We start from the raw sequence: 25,584 nt of genomic DNA on the forward strand, positions 1-25,584 counted from the left end.
GCGCTGGGAGGATGCGGCGACCGGAAAATGCGTTTGGCTGGGGACGATCGGGCGTTGCGGCCTGTCTTTTGCCAGCCCGATCTTTTTGCGACTCCGGGTCCGCGAAATCCCGAACGGTTTCTGAAAATTTTCCGATGTTTGGCTGAGACGATTCCCTGGCGGGCGTCGGTCTCCCGGCTTCAGGTGTCGTTCAAACCCGGCGTGCCTGCCTGCGCAGCCAGTGCTGCAGCTTGATCAGGTGGCGCATCGGCGAGCGGTCGATGCGCTTGACGTCGATCAAGGTGACGCCGCCGCCGTCCGAAAGCGTGTGAAATCCCTGGTCGAAACCGTCGTGCCAGCCTTCGGGCGACAGGCGCCTGACGATATCGGCCGAAAACTCCTCAGGCGTCAGACGGTCGATGCCGAGCAGATTGATGGCGCGGCCGTAGCCGGTCGTGCAGTCCTGTGTCGGGAAATAAAGCTTGTCACCGTCCAGGAACGGCGAGCCGGCAGGCCGCGACGATGCGTGGCCCGTGCGCACCGGGTTTTGTTTGTGCTTGTGCCACGGGCCGGTCAGGCTGTCGGCAAAGGCGACATGCAGTTCGCGCGTGTCCCTGCCGTCCGGTCCGAAGAGCGCATGAAACATCCACCAGCGCTGCCGATGGTGAAAGACGGTCGAGTCGACCGCCGGCTCTTCCAGCAGCACGGCGGCAGGCTCCCACCTTGTCGGGAAATCGACCGCCCGATAGAGCGTCAGCCGGCCGCTCTGGTAGGCCTCCGGCAGCATGAAGATGTCCTCGCCCGACCGGATCAGTTGCGGGTAGGAAAGATGGAACGGCTCCTTCAGCGCAATGCCGCGCTCCCTCAGCGTCCAGCCCCGGTCGTAGCTGTAGTAGTGGATCTCGCCGCGCTTCACCCGGTGGTCATAGTCTTCGACCAGCACGGTGAAGCGATCGCCGTGGGGAAGGCCGAACGGGTCGGCGATGAAGCGGAACGAGCCTTGCGGCGGCAGCCAGATCACACGGCGCCTGTCCAGGCCGTCGGCGGCAAGAACGCCCTGGATCGGCACTGGAACGATCCCCACCTGCCAGATGTCGGCCATTTCCCCGTAGTCCCCGCGTCGAGCCCGGCATCTATGCAGCAAACCACGCCGCGGAAACAGCCTGTGTCAGGCCAGGTTCGGTGTTCACCAACCGCTAACCATGCTGGCGTCGCGGGTCTGCCATGCACTGTTGCGGCCTTCTGGATCAACGCCGTCCCCTTGAATACTAAGCACGCTTATTATATATGCCGCTCATGGTTTCCGACGGCATCGACAGACTGGGCTTCCTGATCCACGACGTGCAGCGCCTGATGCGCAAGCGCTTCGAGGCGCGCGCCAGCGGCTTCGGCCTTTCCTCGGCGCAGTGGCGGCTTCTGGTCCGTGTCGCCAAGGAGGCGGGTGTCGCCCAGGCGCGACTGGCCGAGCTTCTCGAAATCGAGCCGATCAGCGTCTCGCGCCTCGTCGACCGGATGGAGGAGGGCGGCTGGATCGAACGTCGCCCCGACGCAACGGACCGGCGTGTGCGCATGATCTTCCCGACCGCCAAGGCGAGCGAGGCCTATGCCCACGTCAAGAGCCTCGCCGGCGAGGTCTATGAGGAATCGCTGGTCGGCGTGTCGCCGGAAGATCGCCGCGTCCTGATCCGGGCGCTGGATACGATCGTGCAGAACCTGGCCGACGGCGAAGCGTCGTCGCTGGAAAAAATGAAGACTACGGAAGGCACAGCAGCATGAACGCGGTAGCAAAGGTGGACGAAAAGGTCACCAGGCTGGAACGGGAAGCGCCGGCGCAGCCGGTCGCCGAGGCGCCGGCGCAGCCGGCGGCCGCCCCGGCGGAGCTCGCTCCCTCGCCGCAGCCGGCGCCGAAGAAGCAGCGCCGCGCCGGCCGCTTCCTCCTGATGGTCGCGCTGCCCGCGGCGCTGCTTGCCGGCGGCGCCTACGTCTGGGTCACCGGCGGCCGCTACCAGGAGACCGAGAACGCCAATCTGCAGCAGGCCAAGGTGTCGATCGCTTCCGACACGGCGGGTCGCATCGTCAAGGTCGGCATCGCCGACAACCAGCTCGTCAAGCAGGGTGACGTGCTGTTCGCTGTCGACCCCGAATCCTACCGGATCGCGCTCGCCCAGGCCGAAGCGGCGGTCGCCACCGCCCGCCTCAATGTCGAGCAGCTGCGCGCCGCCTACAGCCAGGCGATGGCGCAGGAGAAGTCCGACACCAGCGAAGTCGCCTACGCGCAGTCGCAATACGACCGCGCCGCCGACCTTGCCCAGAAGGGCATCAACGCCAAGTCGTCGCTGGACGAGGCCAGGAACGACCTCGACAAGGCCAGGCAGCAGCTGGCGGTGGCCGAGCAGGGCATCATCAGCGCCAAGGCGGCGCTCGGCGGCAATCCCGACATCGAGACCGACAAGCACCCGACGGTGATGGCGGCGCTGGCCGCGCGCGACAAGGCCGCCTATGACCTGGCGCAGACCACGGTCACGGCGCCGGCCGACGGTGTCGTCAGCCAGGCCTCCTCGTTCAAGGTCGGCCAGTATGTCGCCATCGGCACGCCGCTGTTCTCGCTGGTCGAGACCGGCGACACCTGGATCGACGCCAATTTCAAGGAAACCCAGCTCACCCACATGAAGCCGGGCCAGAAGGCGGAGATCGTCGTCGACACCTATCCGGGCAAGACCTTCGAGGCCACCGTCAAGGCGATCGGCGCCGGCACCGGGGCGGAGTTCTCGCTGCTGCCGGCGCAGAACGCCACCGGCAACTGGGTCAAGGTCACGCAGCGGATTCCCGTACGCCTGGAGCTGACCGACCCCGACGCCAAAATGGCGCTGCGCACCGGCATGAGCGCCACCGTCACCGTCGACACCGGCGTGGCGCGCGGCCTGCCGAAGATCTTCGGCCACGCCACGGCCAGCGAGGCGGCCGAGTAAGCGACGATCCCGGACGTCCTGGCGGCCGGAATGGACAAGTGGCGGAAGCCTGCCGGGGACCCGGCGGGTGGAAGCAAAACGGCAGGGGATTGGTCCGATGGGAGGAGTGGGGAGGATCGGGATTTGAACCGGGCCGCGTCGCGGCCTGATCGAAACCTGAAGCCTTCGACACAGACCTCTTCGGTCCTCAGGTTTCCGGGCGGCAGGCGTCCGATCAACAGAGACTTTCGTTCGATGTAACCCCCACATCGATAGTCGCGTCCCACCGCGATGAGGGTCTCCAAACGGAAGGCCTCGCCGCCCGGAAACCCTCGTGTACACGCTTTTGTTACCTGCTGGAAGTTCCGCATCATGAGCACGCCAGAACCCTTCAAGGAAGTACCGCACCGCGGCCTGATCACCGTCGCGCTGATGCTGGCCACCGTCATGCAGGCGCTTGACACGACGATCGCCAACGTCGCGCTGCCGACCATGACCGGCGATCTCGGCGCTTCCCCGGACAACATCAACTGGGTGCTGACCTCCTACATCGTCGCGGCGGCGATCATGACGCCGGTCACCGGCTGGCTTGCCGACCGGCTCGGCCGAAAGGAGCTGTTCCTGACGGCCGTTGTCGGTTTCACCATTTTCTCCATGCTGTGCGGCCTGGCGTGGAGCCTCGAGACCATCGTGCTGTTCCGGCTGCTGCAAGGCGTATTCGGCGCCGCGATCGTGCCGCTGTCGCAGACCTTCCTGCTCGACATCAACCCGAGGGAGCGCCACGGCCAGGCGATGGCCATCTGGGGCGCCGGCATCATGCTGGGGCCGATCCTGGGCCCGACGCTCGGCGGCTGGCTGACCGAGAACTTCAACTGGCGCTGGGTGTTCTTCATCAACCTGCCGGTCGGCATCCTCGCCTTCCTCGGCATGGCCGCCTATCTGCCTCCGGTCGCCAAGCGCGTGCGCAGCTTCGATTTCTTCGGCTTCGCCATGATCTCGCTCGGCGTCGGTGCGCTGCAGCTGATGCTGGATCGCGGCGGCGAGGTCGACTGGTTTTCCTCCGTCGAGATCTGGATCGAGCTCGGCCTTGCCATCACCGGCTTCTGGGTGTTCACCATCCACACGGTGACGGCGGAGCACCCCTTCATCGACCCCAAGATATTCCTCGACCGCAATTTCGTGACCGGCCTGGCGTTTATCTTCGTCATGGGCGTGCTCATCCTGGCCTCGATGTCGCTCCTGCCGCCCATGCTGGCGAACATTTTCGGCTATCCGACCATGACCATCGGCGTCGTCATCGGTCCGCGCGGTATCGGCACGATGATCTCGATGCTCCTGGTCGGCCGCATCATGCACAGGGTCGACGCCAGGATCCTCGTCGTCATCGGCTTCTTGCTGACCGCGCAGTCGCTCTACACCATGTCCAGCTTCTCGCCGCAGATGGACAATTGGCTCATCCTCACCTCCGGCGTCATCCAGGGCCTGGGCATGGGCATGGTGTTCGTGCCGCTGTCGACGATCGCTTTCGCCACGCTCGACGCGCGCTACCGCACCGATGCCACCGCGCTGTTCAGCCTGGTGCGCAATCTCGGCTCCTCGATCGGCGTCTCGGTGGTGACGGTTCTGATGGTGCGCAACACGCAGATCAACCACACCGAGCTTGCGGCCTTCATCAACCCGTTCAACCCCAATCTGTGGTCGGCCTCGCCGGCGGCTGCGAGCGGCGATCCGACGGCGCTTTCGCAGGTCGATCGGCTGGTCAACCTCCAGGCGATGATGATTTCCTACGTCAACGACTTCAAGATCCTGATGGTGATGACGCTGCTCGCCATCCCGTTCGTCTTCCTGCTGCGCAAGCCGAAGGCGGCGCCGGCCGCCGGCGCCCCTGCCGCGCACATGGACTGACGGTTGCTGAAGCAATTCCAGGAAAAGTGTGAAACGGTTTTCCGTCCGGAATTGCGTACAAACAAATAGTCAGAGCAGTTCAGCGGTTCTACCAGACGCTGAACTGCTCTGATCGCGAGGCGGAGCCGCCGCGCCTGCATCCGGGACTGAAATCGTGGCCGGGAGAACAGCGCAAGGATTCTCGGATATCTACAACCGACTGCGCCTGGTTCATCTACCATTAGTATATATCGATCACGATGTCGTCGCTTTTGGGTTGAAAGCGAGCCGTGTTGCTTTGCGCCGGCACCAAACTGGAGGAACTCTGTTTGGGCGAGAAATCATCCAGGAAAGCCGCCGAGACACCCGAGTCGGCCAATCTGGCGGCGCTGGCGAAGCTGACCATCGCTTCATACGAAACGCTCGAGCGCGATCTGCGAGCCAGGATCGCAACGCTCGAAGGGCAGGCGCTGCGATTTGAGACGGCGATCGACAATGTTTCGCAGGGCATCTGCTTTTTCGACGCCGCCGAACGGCTGATCCTGTGCAACCGCCGCTACGCTGAAATCTACCACATTGCGCCAGAGCAATTGCAGCCGGGTGTGACGCTCCGGGAAATCGTCGAACATCGCGTCGCCGCCGGGACATCTGTGACCGATGCCGACGCCTATCTTGCATTGGCCCGCTCCGTCAATTCGGGCATGGCTCCAAGGGTATGGACCGCCAACCTCGCCGACGGTCGGACGGTTCAGGTCTGCCATCAGCCCATGGCCGACGGCAGCTGGGTGGCCACGCATGAGGACATTACTGCGCTCGTTGCCAACCGACAGATCGTCGACGAGCGCATCTCGCTGCAAACGCTGATCGACTGGGTGCCCGATTATCTCTGGGTCAAGGACACGGAGAGCCGCTTCGTCGTGGCCAACAGGGCGCTTGCGGTCGACAGCGGGCGGGGGAAGACGAGTGACATGATCGGCTTGACCGATTTTGATCTCCATGCCCCGGAACTTGCGCAGAAATTTCGCGCGGTGGAGCAGAACGTGCTCAGCAGCGGCCAACCCATGATCGACAAGGAAGAGTTCATTGTCGACGCGTCGGGCGCCGGCAAGTGGGTGTCATCGACAAAGGTGCCGTTGCGCAATGCCCACAATGACATCATCGGTCTGGTCGGCATCGCTCACGATGTAACCGCACGCAAGCAGGCGGACGTCCTTCGCGAGGGGCAGGCGCACATCCTGGAAATGATCGCGATGAGCGCTTTGCTCGAAGACGTGCTCGACCGTCTGATGCGCCTCGTCGAGTCGCAGCTGACCGGGATCTTCGGTTCCGTCCTGCTGCTGGACAAGGACGGCAGCCATTTGCGGCACGGCGGCGCGCCGAGCCTGGCGAAGGAATATACCGCTGCCATCGACGGGATCGCCATCGGCCCCAAGGTTGGATCCTGCGGCACCGCCGTCTACCGGCGGGAGCCGGTCATCGTCGCGGACATCATGCAGGACCCGCTTTGGGAAGAATACCGCCAGGTGGTGGCGCCCTTCGGCTATCGTTCCTGCTGGTCGACCCCGATCCTGTCGCATCAAGGCGCCGTGCTCGGCGTCTTTGCGATGTATTCGATGACGGTGCGCGAACCGACCGAGGCCGAAACGCGGCTGATCGACTTCACGACGCGGATTGCAGGCATCGCCATCGAGCGCAAACTGGCTGAAGACCAGATTCATTTCATGGCCAACCATGATGTGCTGACAGGGCTTCCAAATCGCGCTCTGCTCGAGGACCGGCTCTCGCAGGCTCTGCTCTATGCGCAGCGATACGATCGCTGGGTGACGGTGGTGTTCATCGACCTCGACAATTTCAAACTCGTCAACGATACGCTCGGCCACAATGCCGGCGACGTGCTGCTGAAGACCGTTGCCAACCGCATGGTAGACTGCGTAAGGCCGACCGACACCGTCGTGCGGCTTGGCGGCGACGAGTTCGTCATAGTCCTGTTCGACCAGCCGACGAACGTCGATCTGATCTCGGAGACCCTGCAAAAGATCCGGGCGGCGATCGCGGAGCCGGTTCATCTGGGAAGGCATCGGCTGAGGGCGACGGCCAGCATCGGCATCGCCAACTATCCCAAGGATGGGACGAGTCCGGATCAGCTGCTGGCCAACGCCGATGCCGCAATGTACCGCGCGAAGGAATTCGGCCGCGACAATTTCCAGTTCTACGCTCCCGAGTTCAACACCAGGGCGCATGAGAAATTCCTGCTTCAGGAGGAATTGCGAAATGCCCTGGCGCGCTCGGAGTTCATTCTGCTCTACCAGCCGCAGGTCGATCTTCGCTCAGGAGAGGTCTTTGCAGTCGAAGCCTTGCTGCGCTGGAAGCATCCGACACGAGGCATGGTGGCGCCGGACACGTTCATTCCGACCGCCGAGGAGACCGGGCTGATCGTGCCGATTGGCGACTGGGTCCTGCACGAAGCCTGTCGGCAGAACAAGGCCTGGCAGGATGCCGGTCTGCCGCCCCTGACGGTCTGCGTAAACGTCTCGGCGCGGCAATTCAGGGAACCGAACCTGATTGGCCGTGTCGTGAACGCGCTGACGGACAGCGGCCTGGAGGCCAGATATCTCGAGCTCGAGGTAACAGAGAGCCTTATCATGCAGGACGTCGAATTGGCGGTCGCGACGATGGACGCCTTGCAGAGCCTGGGGGTTCAGATATCGATCGACGATTTCGGAACAGGCTATTCCAGCCTTAGCGCGCTCAAGACCTTTCCCGTGGCGCGGCTGAAGATCGACAAGTCATTCATCAAGGATCTCGCCGCCGACGAGAACGATCAGGCTGTCGCCAGCGCCGTGATTTCGCTGGGTCAGAATCTGCACCTGAGGGTCATTGCCGAGGGCGTCGAGACAGACGACCAGGTGGCCTTCCTGCGCAAGAACAATTGCGATGAAATGCAGGGCTATCATTTCAGCAAGCCGGTCTCTGCCCAGGGCATCGAGAAGCTGCTCCACACGGCGAGCGTGGCGGATGACGGCCAAGGCGTTCCGGCGTCGGGAACCCTGACGACAAAACAGAGATAGGCGAGGCCTATCGCCCGAGCACGAGGCTCCAGTAGCGCAGGCTCGGATCGCGGCCGTCGCGCACATAGGCGAGGCCGAAGCGGGAGAAGTCCGGGTCGAGCATGTTGCGGCGGTGGCCGTCCGAATGCATCCAGATGTCGAACAGCTTCTGCAGGTCGAAGCGGCCCTCGGCGATGTTCTCGCCTGCGGCGCCGCGCACGCCATTGTCCTTCATGCGCGAGGCGAAATCCTTGCCCCAGCCGGTGGTGTGGGTCATCCGGGCACGTGACGCCATGTATCCGGCTTGCTGCAAGGCTGCCTGCTCGAGCTGCGTGTCCGGAACCAGCGCCGGCAGCCCGGCGGTGGACCGGATGCCGGCGAGCGTCGTCGTGGCGGAGGAGGAGACGCCTGCGCCTTCGCCGGTCGGCAGCACGGTGGTGGAGCAGGCGGCAAGGCCCGCCAGCGCGGCAAGAGCCGCACCCTTCAGCAGCAGGCGCCTGTTCGGGTTCGGGATCGGGTGGTTTTCGAGTCGCGCAACGGTCATGCCCGCCTGAAATAATGGTGATCATGGCTTTTGCCGGGCAGGGCGGCGAAAATCTCGGCAGACGGCCCTAGGCTGCGGTTTCGAGATTTGCTTCCGAGCCGCCGGTCCGATCGCCGGCCGTGTGCACCCACCAGGCGCCGAGCGCATCGATCAGCGGCACGAGCTGGCGGCCGGGTGCCGTGAGGTCGTAGTCGACGCGCAGCGGGTAGCCTTGATGCGCGGTCCGCCGCACAATGCCGGCGTCCTCCAGCTTGCGCAGTTCCAGCGCCAGGATGCGGTGCGAAACGGTCGGATTGTCGCGCCTGAGTTCGCTGAAGCGTTTGGTGCCGTCCTTCAGATAGTAGAGCAGCAAGGTCGGCCAGCGGCCGCTGAGCACGCGCATGGTCTCTTCGATCGGGCAGCGCGAGACGACATCTTTCATGGGGAGGGACCTGGACGCGTGGTTACAGAATAGTGCGTAATTTACATGGGGCGACCGGTGTTTAGGGTCAAGTTTCGCTGCGCGGCGTGACCCTCGAACATGGAAGAGACAACACATGGAACCTATCCTCCTTTACGGCTTCCCGGCGGGAAGCTCGATGGGGCTCGTCGCTGCCTTCGAACGCCTCAGGCTGCCCTACCGGCTGTGCCGGGTGGACATGCTGGCCGACATGAAGAACGAAGCCTATGCCGGCATCAACGGCCGGCAGGAAACGCCGGTGCTGATCACGGACGAGGGCAAGGTGCTGACCGAGACCATGGCGATCACCGCATGGCTCGAGGCCCGCGATACGCAGCGCCGCATCAGCTTCGATCCGCGCACGCCGGAAGCCGATCGGATGCACCAGCTGGTGGCTTTCGTGAACACCGGCTTCACCGCCGCTTTCATGCCGCTCTGGGCGGCGTTGGAAATGGCGTCGCCGGATCCGGTGCTGCAGGCGACCTTGCGCGACTTCGGCCGCAAGGCCGTCGCCGAGCGTCACGACCAGCTTGAGGAGATGATCAACGGAACCGAGTTCCTGGCCGGGGACCGGCTGACGCTGGCCGATACCACGCTGATCGGCGTGGCGCGTTGGGCCGAATTTCACCAGGCCATCGAGGGCGCCGATTACCCCAGGCTTGCCGCCCTGCGCCGCCGCATCGAGGCCGTGCCAGAGGTGCGCTACGCGCTTGCCGTCGAGAATGGCGAAATGCCTGTCGGCTCGGGCGCCTGCCTGGGGCATGTCCCGCTGGCCGAGGTGATCGACCGCTTCGCGGCCTGATACACGACGCGCCTTTGGTCAACGGGCGGCGCCAGCGTGGCTGGCGCCGCCCGAATAGGACCTATTTCACCAGAGCCAGGACGAAAGGTGCCTGAAAGGTCGTCGTCCTCCATGCTGGAGGCCGTGTAACTTGGCGGCGCCGAACGGCTGGATACTTTCGCCGTCAGCGCTGCGCCTCGGTCGCCATCCTCAGCGCCAGCGCCGCCAGCACCGTGCCCATCATCCAGCGCTGGATGACCATCCACAACGGCCGTCCGGCGAGGAACGTCGCGATCGAACCGGCGGTCACCGCGATGATGGCGTTGACGGTGAGGCTGATCGAGATCTGGGTGACGCCAAGCACCAGAAGCTGCGACAGCACATGGCCCTTGCCGGGACTGATGAACTGCGGCAGCAGCGAAAGGTAGAGCACCGCCACCTTGGGGTTGAGCAGATTGGTCATCAGCCCCATGGCGAACAGCTTGCGCGGTCCATCCTTCGGCAATTCGCGAACCTCGAACGGCGAGCGCCCGCCGGGCTTCACCGCTTGCCAGGCGAGCCACAGAAGATAGAGCGCGCCGGCGATGCGTAGCGCATCATAGGCGAAGGGCACGGCGAGCAGCAGCGCGGTGATGCCGAAGGCCGCCGAGACCACGTAGAACAGGAAGCCGCAGGCGACGCCGCCGAGCGAGATCAGCCCGGCCTTCGGCCCTTGCGACAGCGAACGCGAGATCAGGTAGATCAAGTTCGGCCCGGGCGTCAGCACCATGCCGAGGCAGACCAGCGCGAAAGCGAAGTGGTTTGCGGTGTCGGGCATCGATGCGTCTCCGGGTGGTGGCGGGGCCCATTCACCACGCGTTTTCATCGACCGCAAGGGCATGCCGGCGGGAGTTCTTGCTCCAGCGTTGAAAATTGGCAGCGTCCGCGCCGGCGCCATTCCTCCAACGCCGGGTGCTTTACCCCACCACCCGCAAATTCGACAGTTCGTTGGCGATTTCCTTGAAATTGTCGGACAGCGTGGCGCCCGTCGCGTTCCAGAACAGCTTGGCCGGCTTGCTGGGATCGGTCGGATCCTTGCGGAAGCGCGAGTCGGAAGAGCAGGCCTTCAGCGCGTCCATCGCCTTCTTGTCGCCGGCATCGGTCGCGGACATGTCGAGCGCGACGGTCATGACCATGATGTTGGCCGCCTTGGCGTTGTCGCACAGGCTCGCCATCTGCTCGTTGAGCGCGGCGGTGTAGTTGCTGGACGAATAGTTGAACTGGCCGATGGCGTTCGATGTGCCGGTGAACAGCCGGGTCACGGCGGTGCCGTAATAGGCGAGGCCGGTGTAGCCATAGGCGGCATAGGTCGACTTGTTGCCGGCCGGGTCGCTGCTGACCGTCGAATAGGTGTTCTCGCCGTCGGTGAGCACGATGACGACCTTGTCGTTGCCGCGCTCGCTCTCCAGCCGCCCTTCGGTGAAGGGCTCGGTGCTCGACACGGTGCGCCAGCCCCAGGCCATGCCTTCCGGGACATTGGTGTTGCCGTTCGGCTGCATCAGGTCGATCGCCGCCTTGATGGCCGTCAGACCCGCCGCCTGGGTGACATCGGTCAGCGGCGTGATCGGTGTCGTGGTGCAGCTGTAGTTGGGACCGGCGCCGGTCGACAGCACCGGCGCATTGATCGGCCGCGGCTGGAAATATTTGGCCATGTTGGATTGCCGCGTCTTGCCGGTCGTGCTTGTCGGATCGTCGTTCCACCAGCTGTTGGCGGCGCCGTAGGTCACCGGCTTCGCCTCGTCGGGATCCTGCGTCAAATACCAGTGGTTGCCAGGCTCGTCCGGCGCGAACATCGGCACGAACATGGTCGCCGGGTCGCCGACGCCGGTGCCGGTGTTGTTGGGGCCGCCGGAGGCCGCCGCGTCATTGACGTTGTAGGGGTAGGGCCTGACCTCGACGCAGCCCTGCCAGCTGGCGAACGGGCCATAGGTGTCGTTATAGTCGTATTCGTCGTGGCTGCGCTTGCAGGTGTGGTTGGAGCGGTATTCGTCGCACACGACACGCTTGGACCCGACGATGCGCTCGTGGCTGGTGACCACCTTCATGTCGCGATAGAGCGAGAAGCGGGTGAGCATCTGGCCTTCCTGCTCGCCCCAGTCTGAGCCCTTCTTGTACCAGATGCCGTTGATCTTCTGCGCGTATTTGTTGGTGGCGTTCAGCGTCGTCCAGTCGAAATTCTCGTGGTGGATCGGCGACAGCCCGTAGGTGTCCATCCAGGAAGCATTGTCGTTCTGCGTCCCGACATTCACCGAGGCGGCGAAGGGCACGATGCTGAACTGGACCGGCTTGTCGATCTGCTTGATCGCGGCCGCCTGCTGCGCCAGCGTGTCGACGAGCTGCTTGGCGGCCTGCTTGAGCAGGTCGATGCGCTTCTGCCCCGCACCGGTGCCGAGGTTGCTCATCGAGCCGGAATTGTCGAGCACCATGGCGACTTCGAGCGTGTTCTTAAGGCGCACTTCCGAGCAGACGGAATAATTGACGTCCGAAGACTCTTTATCCACCAGCAGTGCCGCTGCCGGCAGGAAATAGGGCTTGTACACCAGCGCCGCGCAGAGCTTGACCAGGCCGCCGCCGGTCGTGCTGCTGGGCAGCGTGACGCTGAGCGTGGTGTTGGCCGGATCGATGCTGTCGCCGAGGTTGGCCCTGAAGAACTCCAGCGCGTAGGCCCTCAGCTGGTCGTCGGTGGCGCCTTCGGCAAGGCGACGGGCGGTGGCGAAGTTGGCGGCGTCGAGCGCGTTCACCACCCTCTGCTTCTCGTTGACCACGCCGGAATAGTCGACGCTCAGCGCCACGGCGCCCATCAGCGGCACCATGGCGACCGCGGTCAAGAGAGCATAGTTGCCGCGCCGGTCGCGGCAGAAGTCACGCCAGAATCCACGCATGTGTTGTAAGCGGCCCCGCCTGCGGATTTTTTGCCCAGGGCCACCGTTTCACAAAACGCTGAAGGACGGGTGTGGGAAACCGCTCGATTGCAGCCTCGGTGTTTCACCGAACGCTAACCAATCGCGCCGGGCAAGGCCGCCGCGTTCAAGCAAACGCCCCGCGAAGGCAGCGCGTTTCGCCGCGTCGATTGCCCGTCGATCAGCCGACGATGCGCAGGTTCGACAGTTCGTCGGCGATTTCCTTGAAGCTTTTCGACAGCGTGGCGCCGGTCGCGTTCCAGTACAATTTGGCCGCGGTCTTGCCGGTCGGGTCGGCCGGGTCTTTTCGGAATCTCGAGTCCGAGGAACACGTCTTCAGCGCGGTCATTGCGGCCTTTTCCGCGGATTTGGTGTCCACGAGGTCAAGCGAAACCGTCATCACGATGATGTTCGAATTCTTTGCATTGGCGCAAAGCGTCTGCATCTGCTCGTCGAGCGCCGTCGTGTAGTTGGCGCCGGTGTAGGTCGTCTTGCCAACGGAAGCGCTGGTGTTCATGAACAGCCGGGTCACCGTACCGGAGCCTGGATAGGTCAGGCCCGTGTAGCCGTACGCGGCGTAAGTCGACATGTTCTTGGCATAGGTGGCGTCGGCGATCGGGCTGTAGGTGTTTGCGCCGTCGGTCAGCACGATGACGACCTTGTCGTTGCCTTTTTCGCTGTTGGCCCGACCGTCCGTGAAAGGCTCATTGCTCGACAGCACCCGCCAGCCCCAGGCAAGCCCTTCCGGCACGTTGGTGTTGCCCGTCGGCGTCATTGCGCTGATGGCGTTTGTGATGGTGCTCTTGCCTGTGGTCGTGGTTATGTCCTGCAACGGTGTGATGGCGGAAGTCGTGCACCCGGAGTTGGGGCCGCCGTCAACCGGCTCCGCCGCCGCATTGTAGGGCTTTGTGACGAAATACTTTCGCATGTCCGACTGGCGTTTCGCGACGGCCAGGCTGTCGGCCGAGTCCACCCACCAATTGTTCGGGTAACCCCATGACGTCGTGCTGGCGTGGGTGGAGTCGGTCCAGAAATTGCCGGCCTCGTCCGGAGCGAACATCGGCACGAACAGGCTGGCGGGTGTGGACGTTGTCGGCGTCGTGTCGTCGGCATTGTAAGGATACGGCCTTGCTTCCACGCAGCCTTTCCAGGCTTGGTATTGGGCGGTCGTGTCGACATAAGTCTGACACGAGCCGTTCTTCTTCTTGGTGCAGGTTCGCGTCGTGGCCATCATATCCTGGTAGAGGGTGAAGCGGGTCATTGCCTTGCCCGCGTCCGCTCCCCAGCCGGTGCCCCTCTGGTAGTAGGCGGCACCGACTTTCTCGATGTATTTGTTCGGATCGACGCCGGAGACGGTCTTGTACATCTGGGTCCAGTCGAAATCCTCATGATGTATCGGCGAGATGCCGTCGAGATCCATCCAGGTCTTGTCCTTGTTGGCAGAGCCGACATTGACCGAGGCCGAAAAGGGTACCAGGGCGAATTGCACCGGCTTGGTGACCTGCTTCATTTGCCCTGCCTGCAGGGCCAACGTGTTGACGAGTTCGGTCGCGGCGGTCTTGAGCAGCTCTATGCGCTGCTGGCCGGTACCGGATCCATTCGTGCTCATCGAGCCGGAATTGTCGAGCACCAGGGCAACCTCGAGAGTGTTCTTGAGGCGAACTTCCGAGCACGCGGTCAAAGTCGTGTCGCCGGCAGTCCTGCCGATCAGCATCGCCGCGGCTGGCAGGAAATAAGGATGGTAGCGCAGGGTCGCGCAAAGCTTCAGCGTGCCGCCGCCGGCATTGTTGCTGGGCAAGGTGACGCTCAGCGCCGTGTCAGCCGGGCTGACATGCGACAGATTGGCTTCGAAGAAGTTCTTCGCATAGGCTTTGGCATCGGCGTCGCTTACATTGGCGACGATCTGCTGCGCGGTGGCGACGCCCGCGGCATCCAGCGCGTTCAGCGTTTCCTGCTTTTGGCGCACCAGGTCCGTATAGTCGACCGCAAGCGCAACCGCGCCCATCAGGGGCACCATGGCGATGGCGGCGATCAAGGCATAGTTGCCGCGCCTGTCGCGCGCGAACCTGCGCATCGTCGCTTCGAATCTGCGGATCATCGCCTTTAGCCCCCGCTAATGTACGACCAAAGTCGTAATTGATCTGCGACCATGCCCACAGATCATTAAATTTCAGGTTGCGCGAATGCATCCAACATCAACCTGCGTTTTCAAGGCTCGTTAACTATCGGGCCAGCTGCGCGGATGCCCCGGGAATTCCACCGCGACGCAGGTCCGGTCTTCAGCATCCGTCCCGCCGCCGCGGCCGGTGCCTGTCGAAAGCTGGTGACAGGATGAGGCGCTTCGGTTAATGCGGGACCGGCCGCGGCGGACCGTCGGCGGCGGCTCTCGCAACAACCACCTTGGGAAAACGGCATGGCGGATTCGCCCGACATCATCGGCTCGCTCGCGGACCTGTCGGGCTCGTACGACGCCATCCTGTGCGATGTCTGGGGCGTGGTGCACAATGGCGAATGGCATTTTCCGCAGGCCGCGCAGGCGCTGGCCGCGACGCGCGCGGCGAACGTGCCCGTCGTGCTGATCACCAACTCGCCCCGCCGCAGTGCCGATGTAGTGGCGCAGATGAACGCGATCGGCGTCCCCACTGACGCCTACGACCGCATCGTCACCTCCGGCGATGTCACCCGCGACCTGATTGCCGAAGGGCCGAGGAAGATCTTCCATATCGGTCCCGACCGCGATTTCACCCTTTATGACGGGCTCGGCGTCGATCTGGTCGAGGAGTTCGAGGCCTCGGGCGTGGTCTGCACCGGCCTGTTCGACGACGAGGTTGAAAAACCGTCCGACTATGCCGAGCTGCTGCGGCGGCTGCGCGCTCGCGATCTGCCCTTCATCTGCGCCAATCCCGACATCGTGGTCGAGCGCGGCGAGCGCATGATCTGGTGCGCCGGGGCGCTTGCCCGCGACTACGCCCAGCTCGGTGGGCGAACGCTCATCGCCGGCAAGCCCTACGCGCCGATCTACGACGTTGCGATGAAGGAGGTTGCCAGCCTGATCGGTCGCCCGGTCGAGCGTTCGCGGGTGCTGGCCATCGGCGACGGCATGATGACCGATATCAAGGGCGCGGCCGACAATGGCTTCGAAGTGCTCTATGTCTCGGGCGGCATCCATGCCCGCGACTATGGCGACCCGCTGCGGCCCGACCGCGAGCGGCTGGCCGCCTTCCTGGAAAAGCATGGCTACCGCCCGGTCGCCGTCATTCCGAGACTGCAATAGGGGCGTTCCATGACGGAAACCTCGAAACCCTTCGACCGCATCTCGGCGACGTCGCCGCTGCCCGCCCATTTGCGCGGCGGCGTTGTGGCGATCGGCAATTTCGACGGCGTCCATCGCGGCCATCAAGCGGTGCTGGAGCGCGCGCTCGCCGAGGCCGGGCGCCGCGGCGCGCCGGCCTTGGTGCTGAGCTTCGAACCGCACCCGCGAAAGGTGTTCAGGCCCGAAATCCCGCTCTTCGTGCTGACGCCGCCGCCCATGAAGGCGCGGCTGTTGTCTCGCCTCGGGTTCGCGGCCCTGGTCGAGCAGCCCTTCACGCGCGAATTCGCCGCGCTCTCGGCCGAGGCCTTCGTGACCGACGTCCTGGAGAAGAACCTCGGCATCGCGCATACCGTCACCGGCTTCGACTTTCATTTCGGCAAGGACCGCCAGGGCGGCCCCGCCTTCCTGATGGCGGCGGGCGAGCGACATGGTTTCGGCGTGACGCTGGTCGATGCCTTTCGCGACGAGGGCGCCGAGGTGATCTCGTCGAGCCGCATCCGCGCCCTTCTCGGCGAAGGCGCCGTGGCCGAGGCCGCCGGCCTGCTCGGCTACCGCTTCACCGTCGAGACCCAGGTGATCGGCGGCCAGCAGCTCGGTCGCACGCTGGGCTTTCCGACCGCCAATATGAGGCTTTCGCCGGAAGCGGCCCTGAAGGAAGGGATTTATGCCGTCCGCTTCCGCCGCGCCGACGGCACGCTGCATGACGGCGTCGCCAGCTTCGGCCGCCGTCCGACCGTCGACGACAATGGCGCGCCGCTGCTCGAGACCTTCGTCTTCGACTTCTCCGGCGACCTCTACGGCGAGACGTGCGAAGTGTCGTTCTTCGGCTACCTGCGGCCGGAGCTGAAATTCGACGGGCTCGACCCGCTGGTCGCGCAGATGAAGCGCGACGAGGCCGAGGCGAGGGCGCTGCTGGCAGGCGTGCGCCCGCTGTCGGAGCTTGACGCCGCGATCGCGTTCTAGCTCGAAATAACTAGATAGAAGTGTTTAGACGCGGGTTACGGACTCGACCAGACGGCTGATCCGCGTGCGTGAAGCGCTTCACCGAATCCGGCCTGCCGAGCGGGCAGAACGTGCCGATGAAGACCGACATCCCCGTCTGGAGCGTCGTCCTCCTTTGCGCGTCGCTGTTCATCCTGTGCGATGGGTTGAGCGCGCATTGGGGCAAGACGGGCAGCGGCCGCAGCCTTGCCGTCGTCATGCTGCTGTCGCCGCTGTCCTACTGGGCCTTCGCCTTCATCAACACCAGGCTGAACCTCGCCGTGACGGGGGCGCTGGTCAACACGATCGTCGTTGCCGGCGCCGTACTGGTCGGCGCGCTCGTCTTCAAGGAGGAAGTCTCCTCGATGCAGTATCTCGGGATCGCGCTGGCGCTGGTCTCGATGACGCTGCTTAATTTGGACTGAGCTATCTCTTCAGCGCCAGTCCGATGGCGATGAAGCTCCATCCCTGGAAGACGAGGTCGATGGCCAGGAACAGGCCGAGCACCCACAGGCTGTTGACCGGCCAGCCCATGGCGATGACGAGGCCGGCGAGCGCGCTGATGACGCCGGCCGCGACCAGCCAGCCCCAGCCTTTCTCCGGCCGGTGGTGGAAGCCCACCCAGGCCCTGAGCACGCCCGAGGCGACGAGCGAGGCCGCCAGCAGCAAGGTCAGCACCGCCGAGGCGAGCGCTGGATTGTCGAAGGCGAAGAAGCCGGCCACGGCATAGAGCAGGCCGCTCGCCAGCCAGTAGAGGAAGCGCCCCCAGGTCTTGACCCCGAAGGCATGGATGATCTCGATCACCCCTGCCATCAGCATCATCCAGCCGACGAGATAGACCGAGGCGACGGTGGCGATGAGCAGATTGCCGAAGGCGATACCGCCGAAGATCAAGAGCAGCACGCCAAGCGCCACGAACCATCCCCATTTGTCCCGTGTCCGGCCGATTGCGTCTTTCAGGGCATCGCCTTGCAAGCTCATCACCGCATCTCCCTCGGAAGTCGCCGCGTCATGCTGGGAACGAAGGTAATCCCGATAGCATTGCCCGTCCAGCGGAGCGGGCGGACACATGCTCGCGCGGAAAATCCTTCCGGGAGACGCCCGAAAAGCGGAGGTCCGGACTCGGCATCACGGGCTGGAGTCTGTTCAGGTGACATGGCCAAACCCAAGCAATTCATTACGCCTGCTTATAGGCACAAGCACAATTAAGCACCTAATCGCTGAGCATGTGGGGCGATAGAAGCTTCAAAGACGGTGGTTGGATAAAGCCGGCCGCCTTACTTGGAGCATCCATCATGCCAGCCGACAGTGATCGCAATGGGGATACGTCAGGTTCCCTCAACATGACCCGCCGCGCCGCTTTCCTGTCGGCGACAGCTCTCGGGCTGGCGTCATTGATGCCGGACCTCCCGGCAGCGGCGGAAACGTCCGAGGCCGGCGCCGATGCAGGCCATCAACACAATGCGGGAAGCGCAGCAGCCATGCAAAACACGTCGTTCATCAACAACAACGGCATCAAAGTCGCTGGAAACATCCATTATCCGGGTGGCTTTGACGCGAGCAGGAAATATGCGGCCATCATCACTGTTGCGCCCGCCGGCGGGGCAAAGGAACAGACCGCAGGCATTTATGCGAAAAAGATGGCGCAGAGAGGGTTTGTGACAATCGCTTTCGACGCGTCATTCCAGGGCGAAAGCGGTGGGGAGCCCCGGTACAAGGAAGACCCGATAGCACGCGTGGAAGATGTCCGTGGTGCGGTCGATCACCTTGTAAGCCTTCCCTACGTCGATGAAAAACGCATCGGTGTTCTCGGTATCTGTGCGGGTGGCGGCTACGCTGCCAGTGCAGCGATGACCGAGCGGCGCATCAAGGCCGTCGGCCTCTCAGTCCCCGTCAACGGCGGGAGAGAAATGAGGGCTGCCGGCAGGGAAGCGACGATTGCGACCCTTGGCACAATTGCCGAGCAGCGCACGGCCGAGGCTCGTGGAGCCGAGCCGATGATCTTGCCGTGGATCCCTGATGAATACAAAGAATCCGGCGACATCGATCTTCGCCAAGCTTACGACTACTACCGTACGCCCCGCGGTCAGCATCCGAACTGGCAAAACAAATCCCGCTTCGTGGGAATGGACGCCGTGTTGGCGTTCGATGCCTTCTATCTGGCCGACATGCTTCTCACCCAGCCGCTGCAGGTCATCGTCGGCAGCGAGCCAGGCGCTTTCGGTTCCAACCGGGACGGGCACGAAGTCTACGAACGCGTCGGCTCAGCCCAGAAAGACCTGCTGGTTTTCGAGGGAGCGTCGCATTTCGACCTCTATGACAAGCCCGAATATGTCGACAGGGCCGTGGCGAAGTTCGCGGATTTCTATTCGACGCATTTGAAGTCACCCGCCTGAGGCGGGTCGCCCCAACTTCGATACGAACGGAGATCTGTCATGTCTACCGACAGCAGCACTGCTATCCCACAATCTCCTCGCGTGAATCGTCGCGATATTCTACTAGCGGGCGGCGCATTGGGATTGGCATCAATGATGCCGAGCCTGCCAGCCACGGCGCGGACGGCCACAGCCGCAGCGCAATCGGGTTCCGCTCCCGCCGCTGGCCGCAGGAGGCTGGGCTCCCTCGAAGTCTCGCCGGTCGGGCTTGGCTGCCAATGGTTGCCTGGGCCAAAGGAGGGCACCGTTTCTGATTTTTACACCAGCACGCTCGACCGCGGCGAAGCGATCCGCCTCATTCGCAGCGCAGTGGATCGAGGTGTGACGCTTATCGATACCGCCGAGATGTACGGGCCTTTCATATCCGAGGACATTGTCGGCGAAGCGCTCCAGGCTGTTCGTGATCAGGTGGCACTGGAGACGAAATTCGGCGGCGATATCGATCCCGACACAGGCAAGATGGGCGAGCGCGGCATGAACAGCCGGCCGGAGCACGTCCGCCGGGCGGTCGAAGGCTGCCTGAAGCGACTGCGAACGGACCGCATCGATCTCTTGTACCAGCATCGTGTCGATCCAACCGTCCCCATCGAGGACGTCGCCGGTGTGGTCAAGGATTTGATGGCGGAAGGGAAAGTCCTCAACTGGGGTCTTTCCGAGCCGGGAATCCAGACCATCCGCCGCGCCCATGCGGAGCAGCCTCTCGCAGCCATCCAGAACGAATACTCGATGCTGTGGCGAGGAGCGGAGGCGGAGGTGCTTCCGCTATGCGAGGAACTGGGTATCGGCTTCGTCTGCTGGAGCCCCCTCGGAATGGGCTTTCTTTCTGGAAAAATGAGTGCCGATACCCGGTTTGGAAGCGGCGCTTCCTTCGACCTTCAGCCCGGTGCGGGCTCATTCGATTTCCGTGCTCTTGTTCCCCGTTTCGAACCGGAAAACCTCAAATCCAACATGGCCCTTTACGCCGTGGTGTTGAAATGGGCGCAACGCAAGGAGGCTGTGCCCGCGCAGATCGCACTTGCATGGCTGCTTGCGCAGAAGCCCTGGATCGTTCCGATCCCCGGGACGACAAAGATTGCCCATATGGAACAGAACGTGGGTGCTGCATCGATAACGTTCTCGGCCGCCGAATTTCAGGAGATCAATAGCGATATCGCCAGCGTGGAAATTCACGGAGCCCGTCTTCCCAAGGAAGAGGAGCACGTCGTCGGGGCCGACACTCCGCCGAAACAGTAGTCTGGAGACGGGAAGCAAGCGCAACCATGCCGGGATCCGGCATGGCCGGGCCGCGTCGCATTACGAGAAGGAACCGGTCAGCGCCTGGACCTTCTAGCTGCCGTTGCTCGCCCACCCGATGCCAATTGGTGCCGCAACTCCTTGAGCAGAGCAGCGAAAGCCGGGGAGGGATGCCGACGGTCCGGGTAATAGAGATGATATCCCTGGAAGGTCCGGCACCAATCATCGAGCACGCGTATCAATGCCCCGTCGGCAACAGCTTGCGCGGTGCTGTCCTCTGTGACCATTGCGAGACCATGCCCCGCAAGCGCGGCGGTGATGGCAAGACGCTCGTCGTTCAGAATGAGCGGTCCCTCGACACGGACGTGCAGCTCGCGGCCATCCTTCTGGAACTCCCAGGCGTAGAGACCGCCGGCTGTCGGGAGGCGCAAGTTCATGCAGCGGTGCTGAATCAGGTCATGGGGGGTGTGAGGAGTTCCGTGCTTGGCGAGGTACGACGGAGAGCCGACAACAACCATGCGCAGATCGGGTCCGATGCGGACCGCAATCATGTCCTTGGCGACCTGCTCACCCATCCGAATACCGGCATCAAACTGATCGGCAACGATATCGGTGAAGGAGGCATCGACCGAGATTTCCACCTGCACGTCAGGGTAGGCGTACATCAATCGCGAGACTGCCGGCCACAGCACGGTCTGGGCTGCATGGAGTTCGGCGGTCACCCGAACGAGGCCGCTTGGCGTGTCCCGGAGCTCGCTCAAGGTTGCCAGCCGCGCCTCGACATCGGCAAGCGCCGGCTTCAGGGTTTCGATGAGTTGCGCACCCGCCTGTGTCGGAGCGACGCTGCGCGTCGTGCGGGTCAGCAACCTCATCCCGAGCCGCTCCTCGAGCCGGCGCACCGTTTGGCTCAGCGATGATTGGGACTGGCCTAGCCTGGCTGCGGCACGCGTGAAGCTGCGTTCCTCGGCGACCGCGAGGAAAACGTTGAGATCGCCAAGGTCGTTACGTCGCACTTATCACGCCACCTTATGGGTTCATACGCATTTAAGCATCTAAGCGATTGCCGCTCCAAACGCCAGATAGATCCCGGATGCCGCCGGCAACGTGGGCTGGTCGGTCAACAGCCTGTGGATGCTCGGCCTGTTCCTGGCCTGGCGGGGCGGCCTCTCGTCAGCGTGCTGGGTTAGGTGTACCATTTTGGCCAGTTTGGGTCCGGGGCAGGATGATGAATGTCCCTCCATTGAACCGGAAACTGCTGGCGATCCTTGCGTTGGATATGGTCGGCTATTCAAAGGCGACCGAGATTGACGAAGCTGGCACCATCGGGCGCCTGAGAGCTATCCGGGCCGACGTAACCGATGCAGCGATCGCTCTGCATCAGGGTCGAATTGTCAAGCTGTTGGGAGATGGCGCACTTGTCGTCTTCGACAGCATCGTCGATGCGGTGATCTGCGCAGCCGAAATTCAGAAAGCTGTGGCCGTTCGCAATGGCGGATTGCCGGAGCATGAGCGGATTGTGTTCCGCATCGGGATCAATCTTGGCGATGTGGCGCTGGTGGATGGCGATGTGTATGGCGACGGCGTCAACGTCGCCGCTCGCATAGAGCAACTGGCCGATCCGGGCGGGGTGATGGTGTCAGGTACCGCCTACGACCATTTGCAGGGCAAGCTTGATTGGCCACTCGATTTCGTCGGCGAGCAGCAGGTCAAGAATATCAACCGCCCGGTGCGGATGTACCGGGTGAGGCTCGATGGCAAGCGGGTGCACCGGACCTTACGCCAGGCGATGCCGCACTGGACCAGGACGGCTGCGGCGGCGATCGTGGTGCTGGCTCTGGTGGGTGGGGGGACCTGGTGGTTCTTTCAGCCCACGTCACTGGGGGGCAAGCCGTCGGTCGCGGTGCTGCCTTTCAATAATTATGGCGACGAGGCCAGCGGGCGTCTGGCCGATGGCTTGACTGAGGATATCATCACCGACCTTGCGCGGTTTCCCGAACTCGACGTCGTGGCCCGGAATTCGACGGAAGTCTACAAGGGCAAGCCGGTGGATGCCCGCCAGGTCGCACATGCGCTCCATGTCGGTTTCGTACTGGAAGGCTCCATCCAGCGGCAAGATGAGCGGGTGCGGGTCACCGCGCAGTTGATCGATGCACAAACCGGAAATCACCTTTGGTCGGATCGTTGGGACCGGCCCGCTGAGGACGTGTTCGCCGTCCAGACCGAGATCGCAGAGCAAGTCTCCAACCGTCTGGGCGGCGGCGTAGGGTTGATTCAAACGGCCGGGCGGGCCGCGGCCAAACGCAAACGACCTGAAAACCTGAATGCTTATGACTATTATCTGCTCGGGACCGAGAAGATTGAAAAGATCACCGTAGCCGATGAGCAGGAGGCAATCGCGCTTCTCAACCGCGCCATTGAGCTGGACCCCGGCCTGGCTCGCGCCTGGGTAGAACTCTACCATGCTCACGGTATATTGGCTGGCTTCGGTATCAATCCCGAGAGCGAGATCAAGGCGGCTGCCGATGTGGCCGAACACGCGGTGCGGCTCGATCCAGGCGACGCTGAGGCACACGCCGTGTTTGGGATGAGTCTCAGCCACAAGGGCGACAACGCCCGCGCCAAGGCCGAACTGGATACGGCTCTTCGTCTCGCTCCCGGTTCGTCCGAAATCCTGACATTCTATACCGGCTATGCGGCACGCTTCGGTGAACCCGAACGCGGCGCTCAGATGGTCGACCAGGTAATGCGGCTCGACCCGAACTATCCGATGTGGACGTCCAACTTCTTCGGCCCTGCCTATTTTATGGCCGGCCGGTATGAGGACGCGTTGAAGATGCTGGAGCGCATGACACCTGACAACTACGACCATTGGAGGTGGGTGGTGTTTAGCGGCTCCCTTGCGGCTCTGGGTCGGATGGATGAGGCGAATGCCGCGGTTAGGGAAACTCTCAAGCACTACCCCGACCTGACCGTCGAGAGCATGATCAATGAAGTCGGCTTGAGCACTAGTGAGCGCAGCCGGTTTATTGAAACGATGCCGCTCGCCGGCTTTCCGTCTTGCGCCAAGCCCGAGGCGCTGGCGAAACTCGCCAAACCTGTGCGGCTGCCGGAATGCGAGGCGCAGCCTCTCGGGCAGCCGTAGAACAGCCCGGCCATTGGCGGACCGCCCCCCATGGCGTTGCCCGTCCAACGCGGCAGCTATTGCCAATATGCCGCGAAGCTGGTGTCATCCCATTTGCACCACGGAGGTATGACGATGAAGCGATCCCATGGGCTCGCCCTGTTTTCCTCGACTCTCGTCCTGTGCGCTGCGGCTTCGGTTCCCGCGCCCGCAGCGCAGCCCGGCGATCCGCCAGCCAACATCGCCAAGATAGAAACGGTGGTCGTTATCTTCGCCGAGAACCGCGCCTTCGACAATCTCTATGGTCACTTCCCTGGAGCCGAGGGCATCGACCAGGCAAGCAAGGAAAGCCTGCAGCAGCGTGACCGTGACGGATCCGTGCTGTCCGAACTGCCGCCTGTCTGGGACGGGCTGACGGCCAAGGGCGTCACGCCGCCGGTGACGCAGGCGATGACCGAGCACCTTCCGAACGCGCCGTTCACCGTGAACGACCCCAAGGGGTTCAACGTTCCGCTCAGCGTCGCAACGCACGATCTCTGGCACCGCTACTACCAGAACCAGATGCAGATCAACGGCGGCAAGAACGACATGTTCGTAGCCTGGGCCGATTCAGGCGCCATGCCGATGAGCAACTGGGACGCCTCCAAGACCGACATGTGGGCGGTGGCGCAAAAATACGTGCTGGCCGACCATTTCTTCATGGGCGGTTTCGGCGGTTCCTTTTTCAACCATCAGTGGCTGATCTGCGCCTGCGCGCCTTACTACGCGGATGCCGACAAGAACCCGGCCAAGCCGTCGATCTCGGTGACGGACGATGGCGGCACAGCGCTGAAGCTCGCCGACAATTCGCCGAAATCGGTGCGCGACGGTATCCCGAAATTCGTCTCCGACGGCAATCTGACGCCGGATTTCTACGCGGTGAACACGATGCAGCCGCCATACCAGCCGAGCGGCAATGATCCGGCGCCCGGCGGCGATCCGCTCCTCGCGGACCCGTCCAAGCCGACCACGCTGCCGCCGCAGACGGAGCCGACCATCGGCGATATGCTCAGTCTCAAGCAGGTCAGCTGGGCATGGTATTCGGGCGCCTGGCAGTACACGCTCGACCATGGCAATCACACGCCGATCCCGAATTTCCAGTACCATCACCAGCCGTTCAACTATTACGCCAACTACGCGCCGGGCACCGAGGCCAGGCGGGAACACTTGCGCGACGCCGGGCTGGCTGGCGTGAGCTTCATTCAGGCGATCGACGACGGCGCCCTGCCTCAGGTCTCCTTCTACAAGCCGCAGGGCAATCTCAACGAGCATTCCGGCTATGCCGACATCCAGGCCGGCGACCGCCATATCGCCGATGTCATCGGCCATCTGGAGAAGAGCCCGCAATGGCCGCATATGCTGGTCGTTGTCGCCTATGACGAGAACGGCGGCATCTGGGATCACGTCGCGCCGCCCAAAGGCGACCGCTGGGGACCGGGCACGCGCATCCCCGCGATCATCGTTTCGCCTTTTGCCAAGCATGGCTATGTCGATCAAACGCCCTATGACACGACCTCGATCCTGCGCTTCATCACCGAGCGTTTCGAATTGCCGGTCCTGCATGGCATCGTGGTTCGCGACAGGGCAATGTCAGCGCATGGCGAACCGCCGCTCGGCGATCTCACCGGTGGGCTCGACCTGAATTGAGGGCGCGTATCTGGAGGACGAAGATGGACGTCGACAGGGTTGTTGCCCTGGTCACTGCTGGCGGCATCGAACTCACCGACCGCCGCCGCAACGCCAAGGGCGACGGTTGGTCGCTTAGTTTCTCCAACGGCGCCACCGTGGAGGTGGGTGACGACGGGTCGGCACGCATTGCCGGGAAGGGCGCCAGGGCCGTGGCCAGGCTGCTGGACCTGCCGACCGCGCCGCGCGCCAGCTGAGCCAGGCGACGTCGCCGC

Annotated in this window: 21 protein-coding genes; 13 read left to right on the plus strand and 8 right to left on the minus strand. The window is 63.4% G+C overall.

The genetic code is table 11. From position 1 onward, the window contains the following. Window positions 1-190: 190 nt before the first annotated feature. Window positions 191-1,081: a hypothetical protein gene (locus tag EN786_RS22240; RefSeq protein ID WP_127311520.1), complete on the minus strand. Its 891-nt coding sequence runs from the start codon at window positions 1,079-1,081 to the stop codon at window positions 191-193. Between the two features lie 194 nt (window positions 1,082-1,275). On the opposite strand from EN786_RS22240, the gene EN786_RS22245 reads away from it, so the two are divergent. The 4 genes from EN786_RS22245 (at window position 1,276) to EN786_RS22260 (ending at window position 7,879) form a co-directional block, all read left to right on the plus strand. Further along, the gene (locus tag EN786_RS22245; protein ID WP_127311648.1) at window positions 1,276-1,755 is read left to right on the plus strand and encodes a MarR family transcriptional regulator; all 480 of its coding nucleotides are present in this window, start codon (window positions 1,276-1,278) and stop codon (window positions 1,753-1,755) included. Continuing rightward, window positions 1,752-2,948, plus strand: coding sequence for an HlyD family secretion protein (locus EN786_RS22250; protein WP_135908864.1), 1,197 nt, complete (start codon window positions 1,752-1,754; stop codon window positions 2,946-2,948). The genes EN786_RS22245 and EN786_RS22250 overlap by 4 nt, the downstream gene beginning before the upstream one ends. Window positions 2,949-3,299: 351 nt before the next feature. Beyond that, window positions 3,300-4,832, plus strand: coding sequence for a DHA2 family efflux MFS transporter permease subunit (locus EN786_RS22255; protein WP_127311646.1), 1,533 nt, complete (start codon window positions 3,300-3,302; stop codon window positions 4,830-4,832). A gap of 308 nt (window positions 4,833-5,140) precedes the next feature. Beyond that, a complete protein-coding gene (locus EN786_RS22260) occupies window positions 5,141-7,879 on the plus strand; it encodes an EAL domain-containing protein (RefSeq protein ID WP_246688749.1) in 2,739 nt (912 codons plus the stop codon). Window positions 7,880-7,886: 7 nt separating this feature from the next. On the opposite strand, the gene EN786_RS22265 is transcribed toward EN786_RS22260, so the two are convergent. Further along, a complete protein-coding gene (locus tag EN786_RS22265) occupies window positions 7,887-8,402 on the minus strand; it encodes a CAP domain-containing protein (RefSeq protein WP_127310853.1) in 516 nt (171 codons plus the stop codon). A 67-nt stretch (window positions 8,403-8,469) separates the two neighbouring features. Further along, on the minus strand, window positions 8,470-8,823 hold the full coding sequence (locus tag EN786_RS22270; protein ID WP_127286644.1) for a helix-turn-helix domain-containing protein: 354 nt from the start codon (window positions 8,821-8,823) through the stop codon (window positions 8,470-8,472). 115 nt (window positions 8,824-8,938) lie between these two features. Between EN786_RS22270 and EN786_RS22275 the strand changes: the two genes are divergently transcribed. Then, entirely contained in the window at window positions 8,939-9,643 is a 705-nt protein-coding gene (locus EN786_RS22275) for a glutathione S-transferase family protein (protein ID WP_127310852.1), read from the plus strand. A gap of 163 nt (window positions 9,644-9,806) precedes the next feature. On the opposite strand, the gene EN786_RS22280 is transcribed toward EN786_RS22275, so the two are convergent. The 3 genes from EN786_RS22280 to EN786_RS22290 all read right to left on the minus strand — a co-directional run bounded on the left by EN786_RS22280 (window position 9,807) and on the right by EN786_RS22290 (window position 14,659). Continuing rightward, window positions 9,807-10,439: a LysE family translocator gene (locus tag EN786_RS22280; RefSeq protein ID WP_135908866.1), complete on the minus strand. Its 633-nt coding sequence runs from the start codon at window positions 10,437-10,439 to the stop codon at window positions 9,807-9,809. A 139-nt stretch (window positions 10,440-10,578) separates the two neighbouring features. Beyond that, on the minus strand, window positions 10,579-12,543 hold the full coding sequence (locus EN786_RS22285) for a pilus assembly protein (RefSeq protein ID WP_189340576.1): 1,965 nt from the start codon (window positions 12,541-12,543) through the stop codon (window positions 10,579-10,581). Window positions 12,544-12,742: 199 nt separating this feature from the next. Continuing rightward, window positions 12,743-14,659, minus strand: a complete 1,917-nt coding sequence (locus EN786_RS22290) for a TadE/TadG family type IV pilus assembly protein (protein WP_245478352.1) — start codon at window positions 14,657-14,659, stop codon at window positions 12,743-12,745. A gap of 315 nt (window positions 14,660-14,974) precedes the next feature. On the opposite strand from EN786_RS22290, the gene EN786_RS22295 reads away from it, so the two are divergent. The 3 genes from EN786_RS22295 (at window position 14,975) to EN786_RS22305 (ending at window position 17,280) form a co-directional block, all read left to right on the plus strand. Then, window positions 14,975-15,835, plus strand: a complete 861-nt coding sequence (locus EN786_RS22295) for a TIGR01459 family HAD-type hydrolase (RefSeq protein ID WP_127310851.1) — start codon at window positions 14,975-14,977, stop codon at window positions 15,833-15,835. 9 nt (window positions 15,836-15,844) lie between these two features. After that, window positions 15,845-16,837, plus strand: coding sequence for a bifunctional riboflavin kinase/FAD synthetase (locus tag EN786_RS22300; RefSeq protein ID WP_135908868.1), 993 nt, complete (start codon window positions 15,845-15,847; stop codon window positions 16,835-16,837). Window positions 16,838-16,905: 68 nt separating this feature from the next. Beyond that, window positions 16,906-17,280: a hypothetical protein gene (locus tag EN786_RS22305; RefSeq protein WP_245478544.1), complete on the plus strand. Its 375-nt coding sequence runs from the start codon at window positions 16,906-16,908 to the stop codon at window positions 17,278-17,280. A gap of 1 nt (window position 17,281) precedes the next feature. Here the strand turns inward: EN786_RS22305 and EN786_RS22310 are convergent, their stop codons facing one another. Beyond that, complete coding sequence (locus EN786_RS22310; RefSeq protein WP_135908870.1) at window positions 17,282-17,836, minus strand: HdeD family acid-resistance protein; 555 nt, start codon at window positions 17,834-17,836, stop codon at window positions 17,282-17,284. Window positions 17,837-18,336: 500 nt separating this feature from the next. Here EN786_RS22310 and EN786_RS22315 point away from each other — a divergent pair, with 500 nt between their 5' ends. Beyond that, window positions 18,337-19,251: an alpha/beta hydrolase gene (locus EN786_RS22315; protein ID WP_127309926.1), complete on the plus strand. Its 915-nt coding sequence runs from the start codon at window positions 18,337-18,339 to the stop codon at window positions 19,249-19,251. A gap of 39 nt (window positions 19,252-19,290) precedes the next feature. Continuing rightward, entirely contained in the window at window positions 19,291-20,523 is a 1,233-nt protein-coding gene (locus tag EN786_RS22320; RefSeq protein ID WP_127309924.1) for an aldo/keto reductase, read from the plus strand. A 77-nt stretch (window positions 20,524-20,600) separates the two neighbouring features. On the opposite strand, the gene EN786_RS22325 is transcribed toward EN786_RS22320, so the two are convergent. Then, window positions 20,601-21,536: a LysR family transcriptional regulator gene (locus EN786_RS22325; protein ID WP_127309923.1), complete on the minus strand. Its 936-nt coding sequence runs from the start codon at window positions 21,534-21,536 to the stop codon at window positions 20,601-20,603. A gap of 212 nt (window positions 21,537-21,748) precedes the next feature. Between EN786_RS22325 and EN786_RS22330 the strand changes: the two genes are divergently transcribed. From EN786_RS22330 to EN786_RS22340, 3 genes are all read left to right on the plus strand, one after another. Beyond that, complete coding sequence (locus EN786_RS22330) at window positions 21,749-23,665, plus strand: adenylate/guanylate cyclase domain-containing protein (protein ID WP_135908872.1); 1,917 nt, start codon at window positions 21,749-21,751, stop codon at window positions 23,663-23,665. 114 nt (window positions 23,666-23,779) lie between these two features. Further along, window positions 23,780-25,330, plus strand: a complete 1,551-nt coding sequence (locus EN786_RS22335) for an acid phosphatase (protein ID WP_245478233.1) — start codon at window positions 23,780-23,782, stop codon at window positions 25,328-25,330. A 23-nt stretch (window positions 25,331-25,353) separates the two neighbouring features. Next, on the plus strand, window positions 25,354-25,566 hold the full coding sequence (locus EN786_RS22340) for a hypothetical protein (protein ID WP_127309921.1): 213 nt from the start codon (window positions 25,354-25,356) through the stop codon (window positions 25,564-25,566). Window positions 25,567-25,584 lie beyond the last annotated feature (18 nt).

This window comes from Mesorhizobium sp. M4B.F.Ca.ET.143.01.1.1 (genome assembly GCF_004792275.1).
Classification (GTDB): Bacteria; Pseudomonadota; Alphaproteobacteria; order Rhizobiales; family Rhizobiaceae; genus Mesorhizobium; species Mesorhizobium abyssinicae.

Bases quoted from the DNA above. Each gene is read 5' to 3' on its own strand.
- EN786_RS22240 (WP_127311520.1), bottom strand. From the start codon at position 1,081: ATGGCCGACATCTGGCAGGTGGGGATCGTTCCAGTGCCGATCCAGGGC.
- EN786_RS22245 (WP_127311648.1), top strand. From the start codon at position 1,276: ATGGTTTCCGACGGCATCGACAGACTGGGCTTCCTGATCCACGACGTG.
- EN786_RS22250 (WP_135908864.1), top strand. From the start codon at position 1,752: ATGAACGCGGTAGCAAAGGTGGACGAAAAGGTCACCAGGCTGGAACGG.
- EN786_RS22255 (WP_127311646.1), top strand. From the start codon at position 3,300: ATGAGCACGCCAGAACCCTTCAAGGAAGTACCGCACCGCGGCCTGATC.
- EN786_RS22265 (WP_127310853.1), bottom strand. From the start codon at position 8,402: ATGACCGTTGCGCGACTCGAAAACCACCCGATCCCGAACCCGAACAGG.
- EN786_RS22270 (WP_127286644.1), bottom strand. From the start codon at position 8,823: ATGAAAGATGTCGTCTCGCGCTGCCCGATCGAAGAGACCATGCGCGTG.
- EN786_RS22275 (WP_127310852.1), top strand. From the start codon at position 8,939: ATGGAACCTATCCTCCTTTACGGCTTCCCGGCGGGAAGCTCGATGGGG.
- EN786_RS22280 (WP_135908866.1), bottom strand. From the start codon at position 10,439: ATGCCCGACACCGCAAACCACTTCGCTTTCGCGCTGGTCTGCCTCGGC.
- EN786_RS22285 (WP_189340576.1), bottom strand. From the start codon at position 12,543: ATGCGTGGATTCTGGCGTGACTTCTGCCGCGACCGGCGCGGCAACTAT.
- EN786_RS22290 (WP_245478352.1), bottom strand. From the start codon at position 14,659: ATGATCCGCAGATTCGAAGCGACGATGCGCAGGTTCGCGCGCGACAGG.
- EN786_RS22295 (WP_127310851.1), top strand. From the start codon at position 14,975: ATGGCGGATTCGCCCGACATCATCGGCTCGCTCGCGGACCTGTCGGGC.
- EN786_RS22300 (WP_135908868.1), top strand. From the start codon at position 15,845: ATGACGGAAACCTCGAAACCCTTCGACCGCATCTCGGCGACGTCGCCG.
- EN786_RS22310 (WP_135908870.1), bottom strand. From the start codon at position 17,836: ATGAGCTTGCAAGGCGATGCCCTGAAAGACGCAATCGGCCGGACACGG.
- EN786_RS22315 (WP_127309926.1), top strand. From the start codon at position 18,337: ATGCAAAACACGTCGTTCATCAACAACAACGGCATCAAAGTCGCTGGA.
- EN786_RS22320 (WP_127309924.1), top strand. From the start codon at position 19,291: ATGTCTACCGACAGCAGCACTGCTATCCCACAATCTCCTCGCGTGAAT.
- EN786_RS22330 (WP_135908872.1), top strand. From the start codon at position 21,749: ATGAATGTCCCTCCATTGAACCGGAAACTGCTGGCGATCCTTGCGTTG.
- EN786_RS22335 (WP_245478233.1), top strand. From the start codon at position 23,780: ATGAAGCGATCCCATGGGCTCGCCCTGTTTTCCTCGACTCTCGTCCTG.
- EN786_RS22340 (WP_127309921.1), top strand. From the start codon at position 25,354: ATGGACGTCGACAGGGTTGTTGCCCTGGTCACTGCTGGCGGCATCGAA.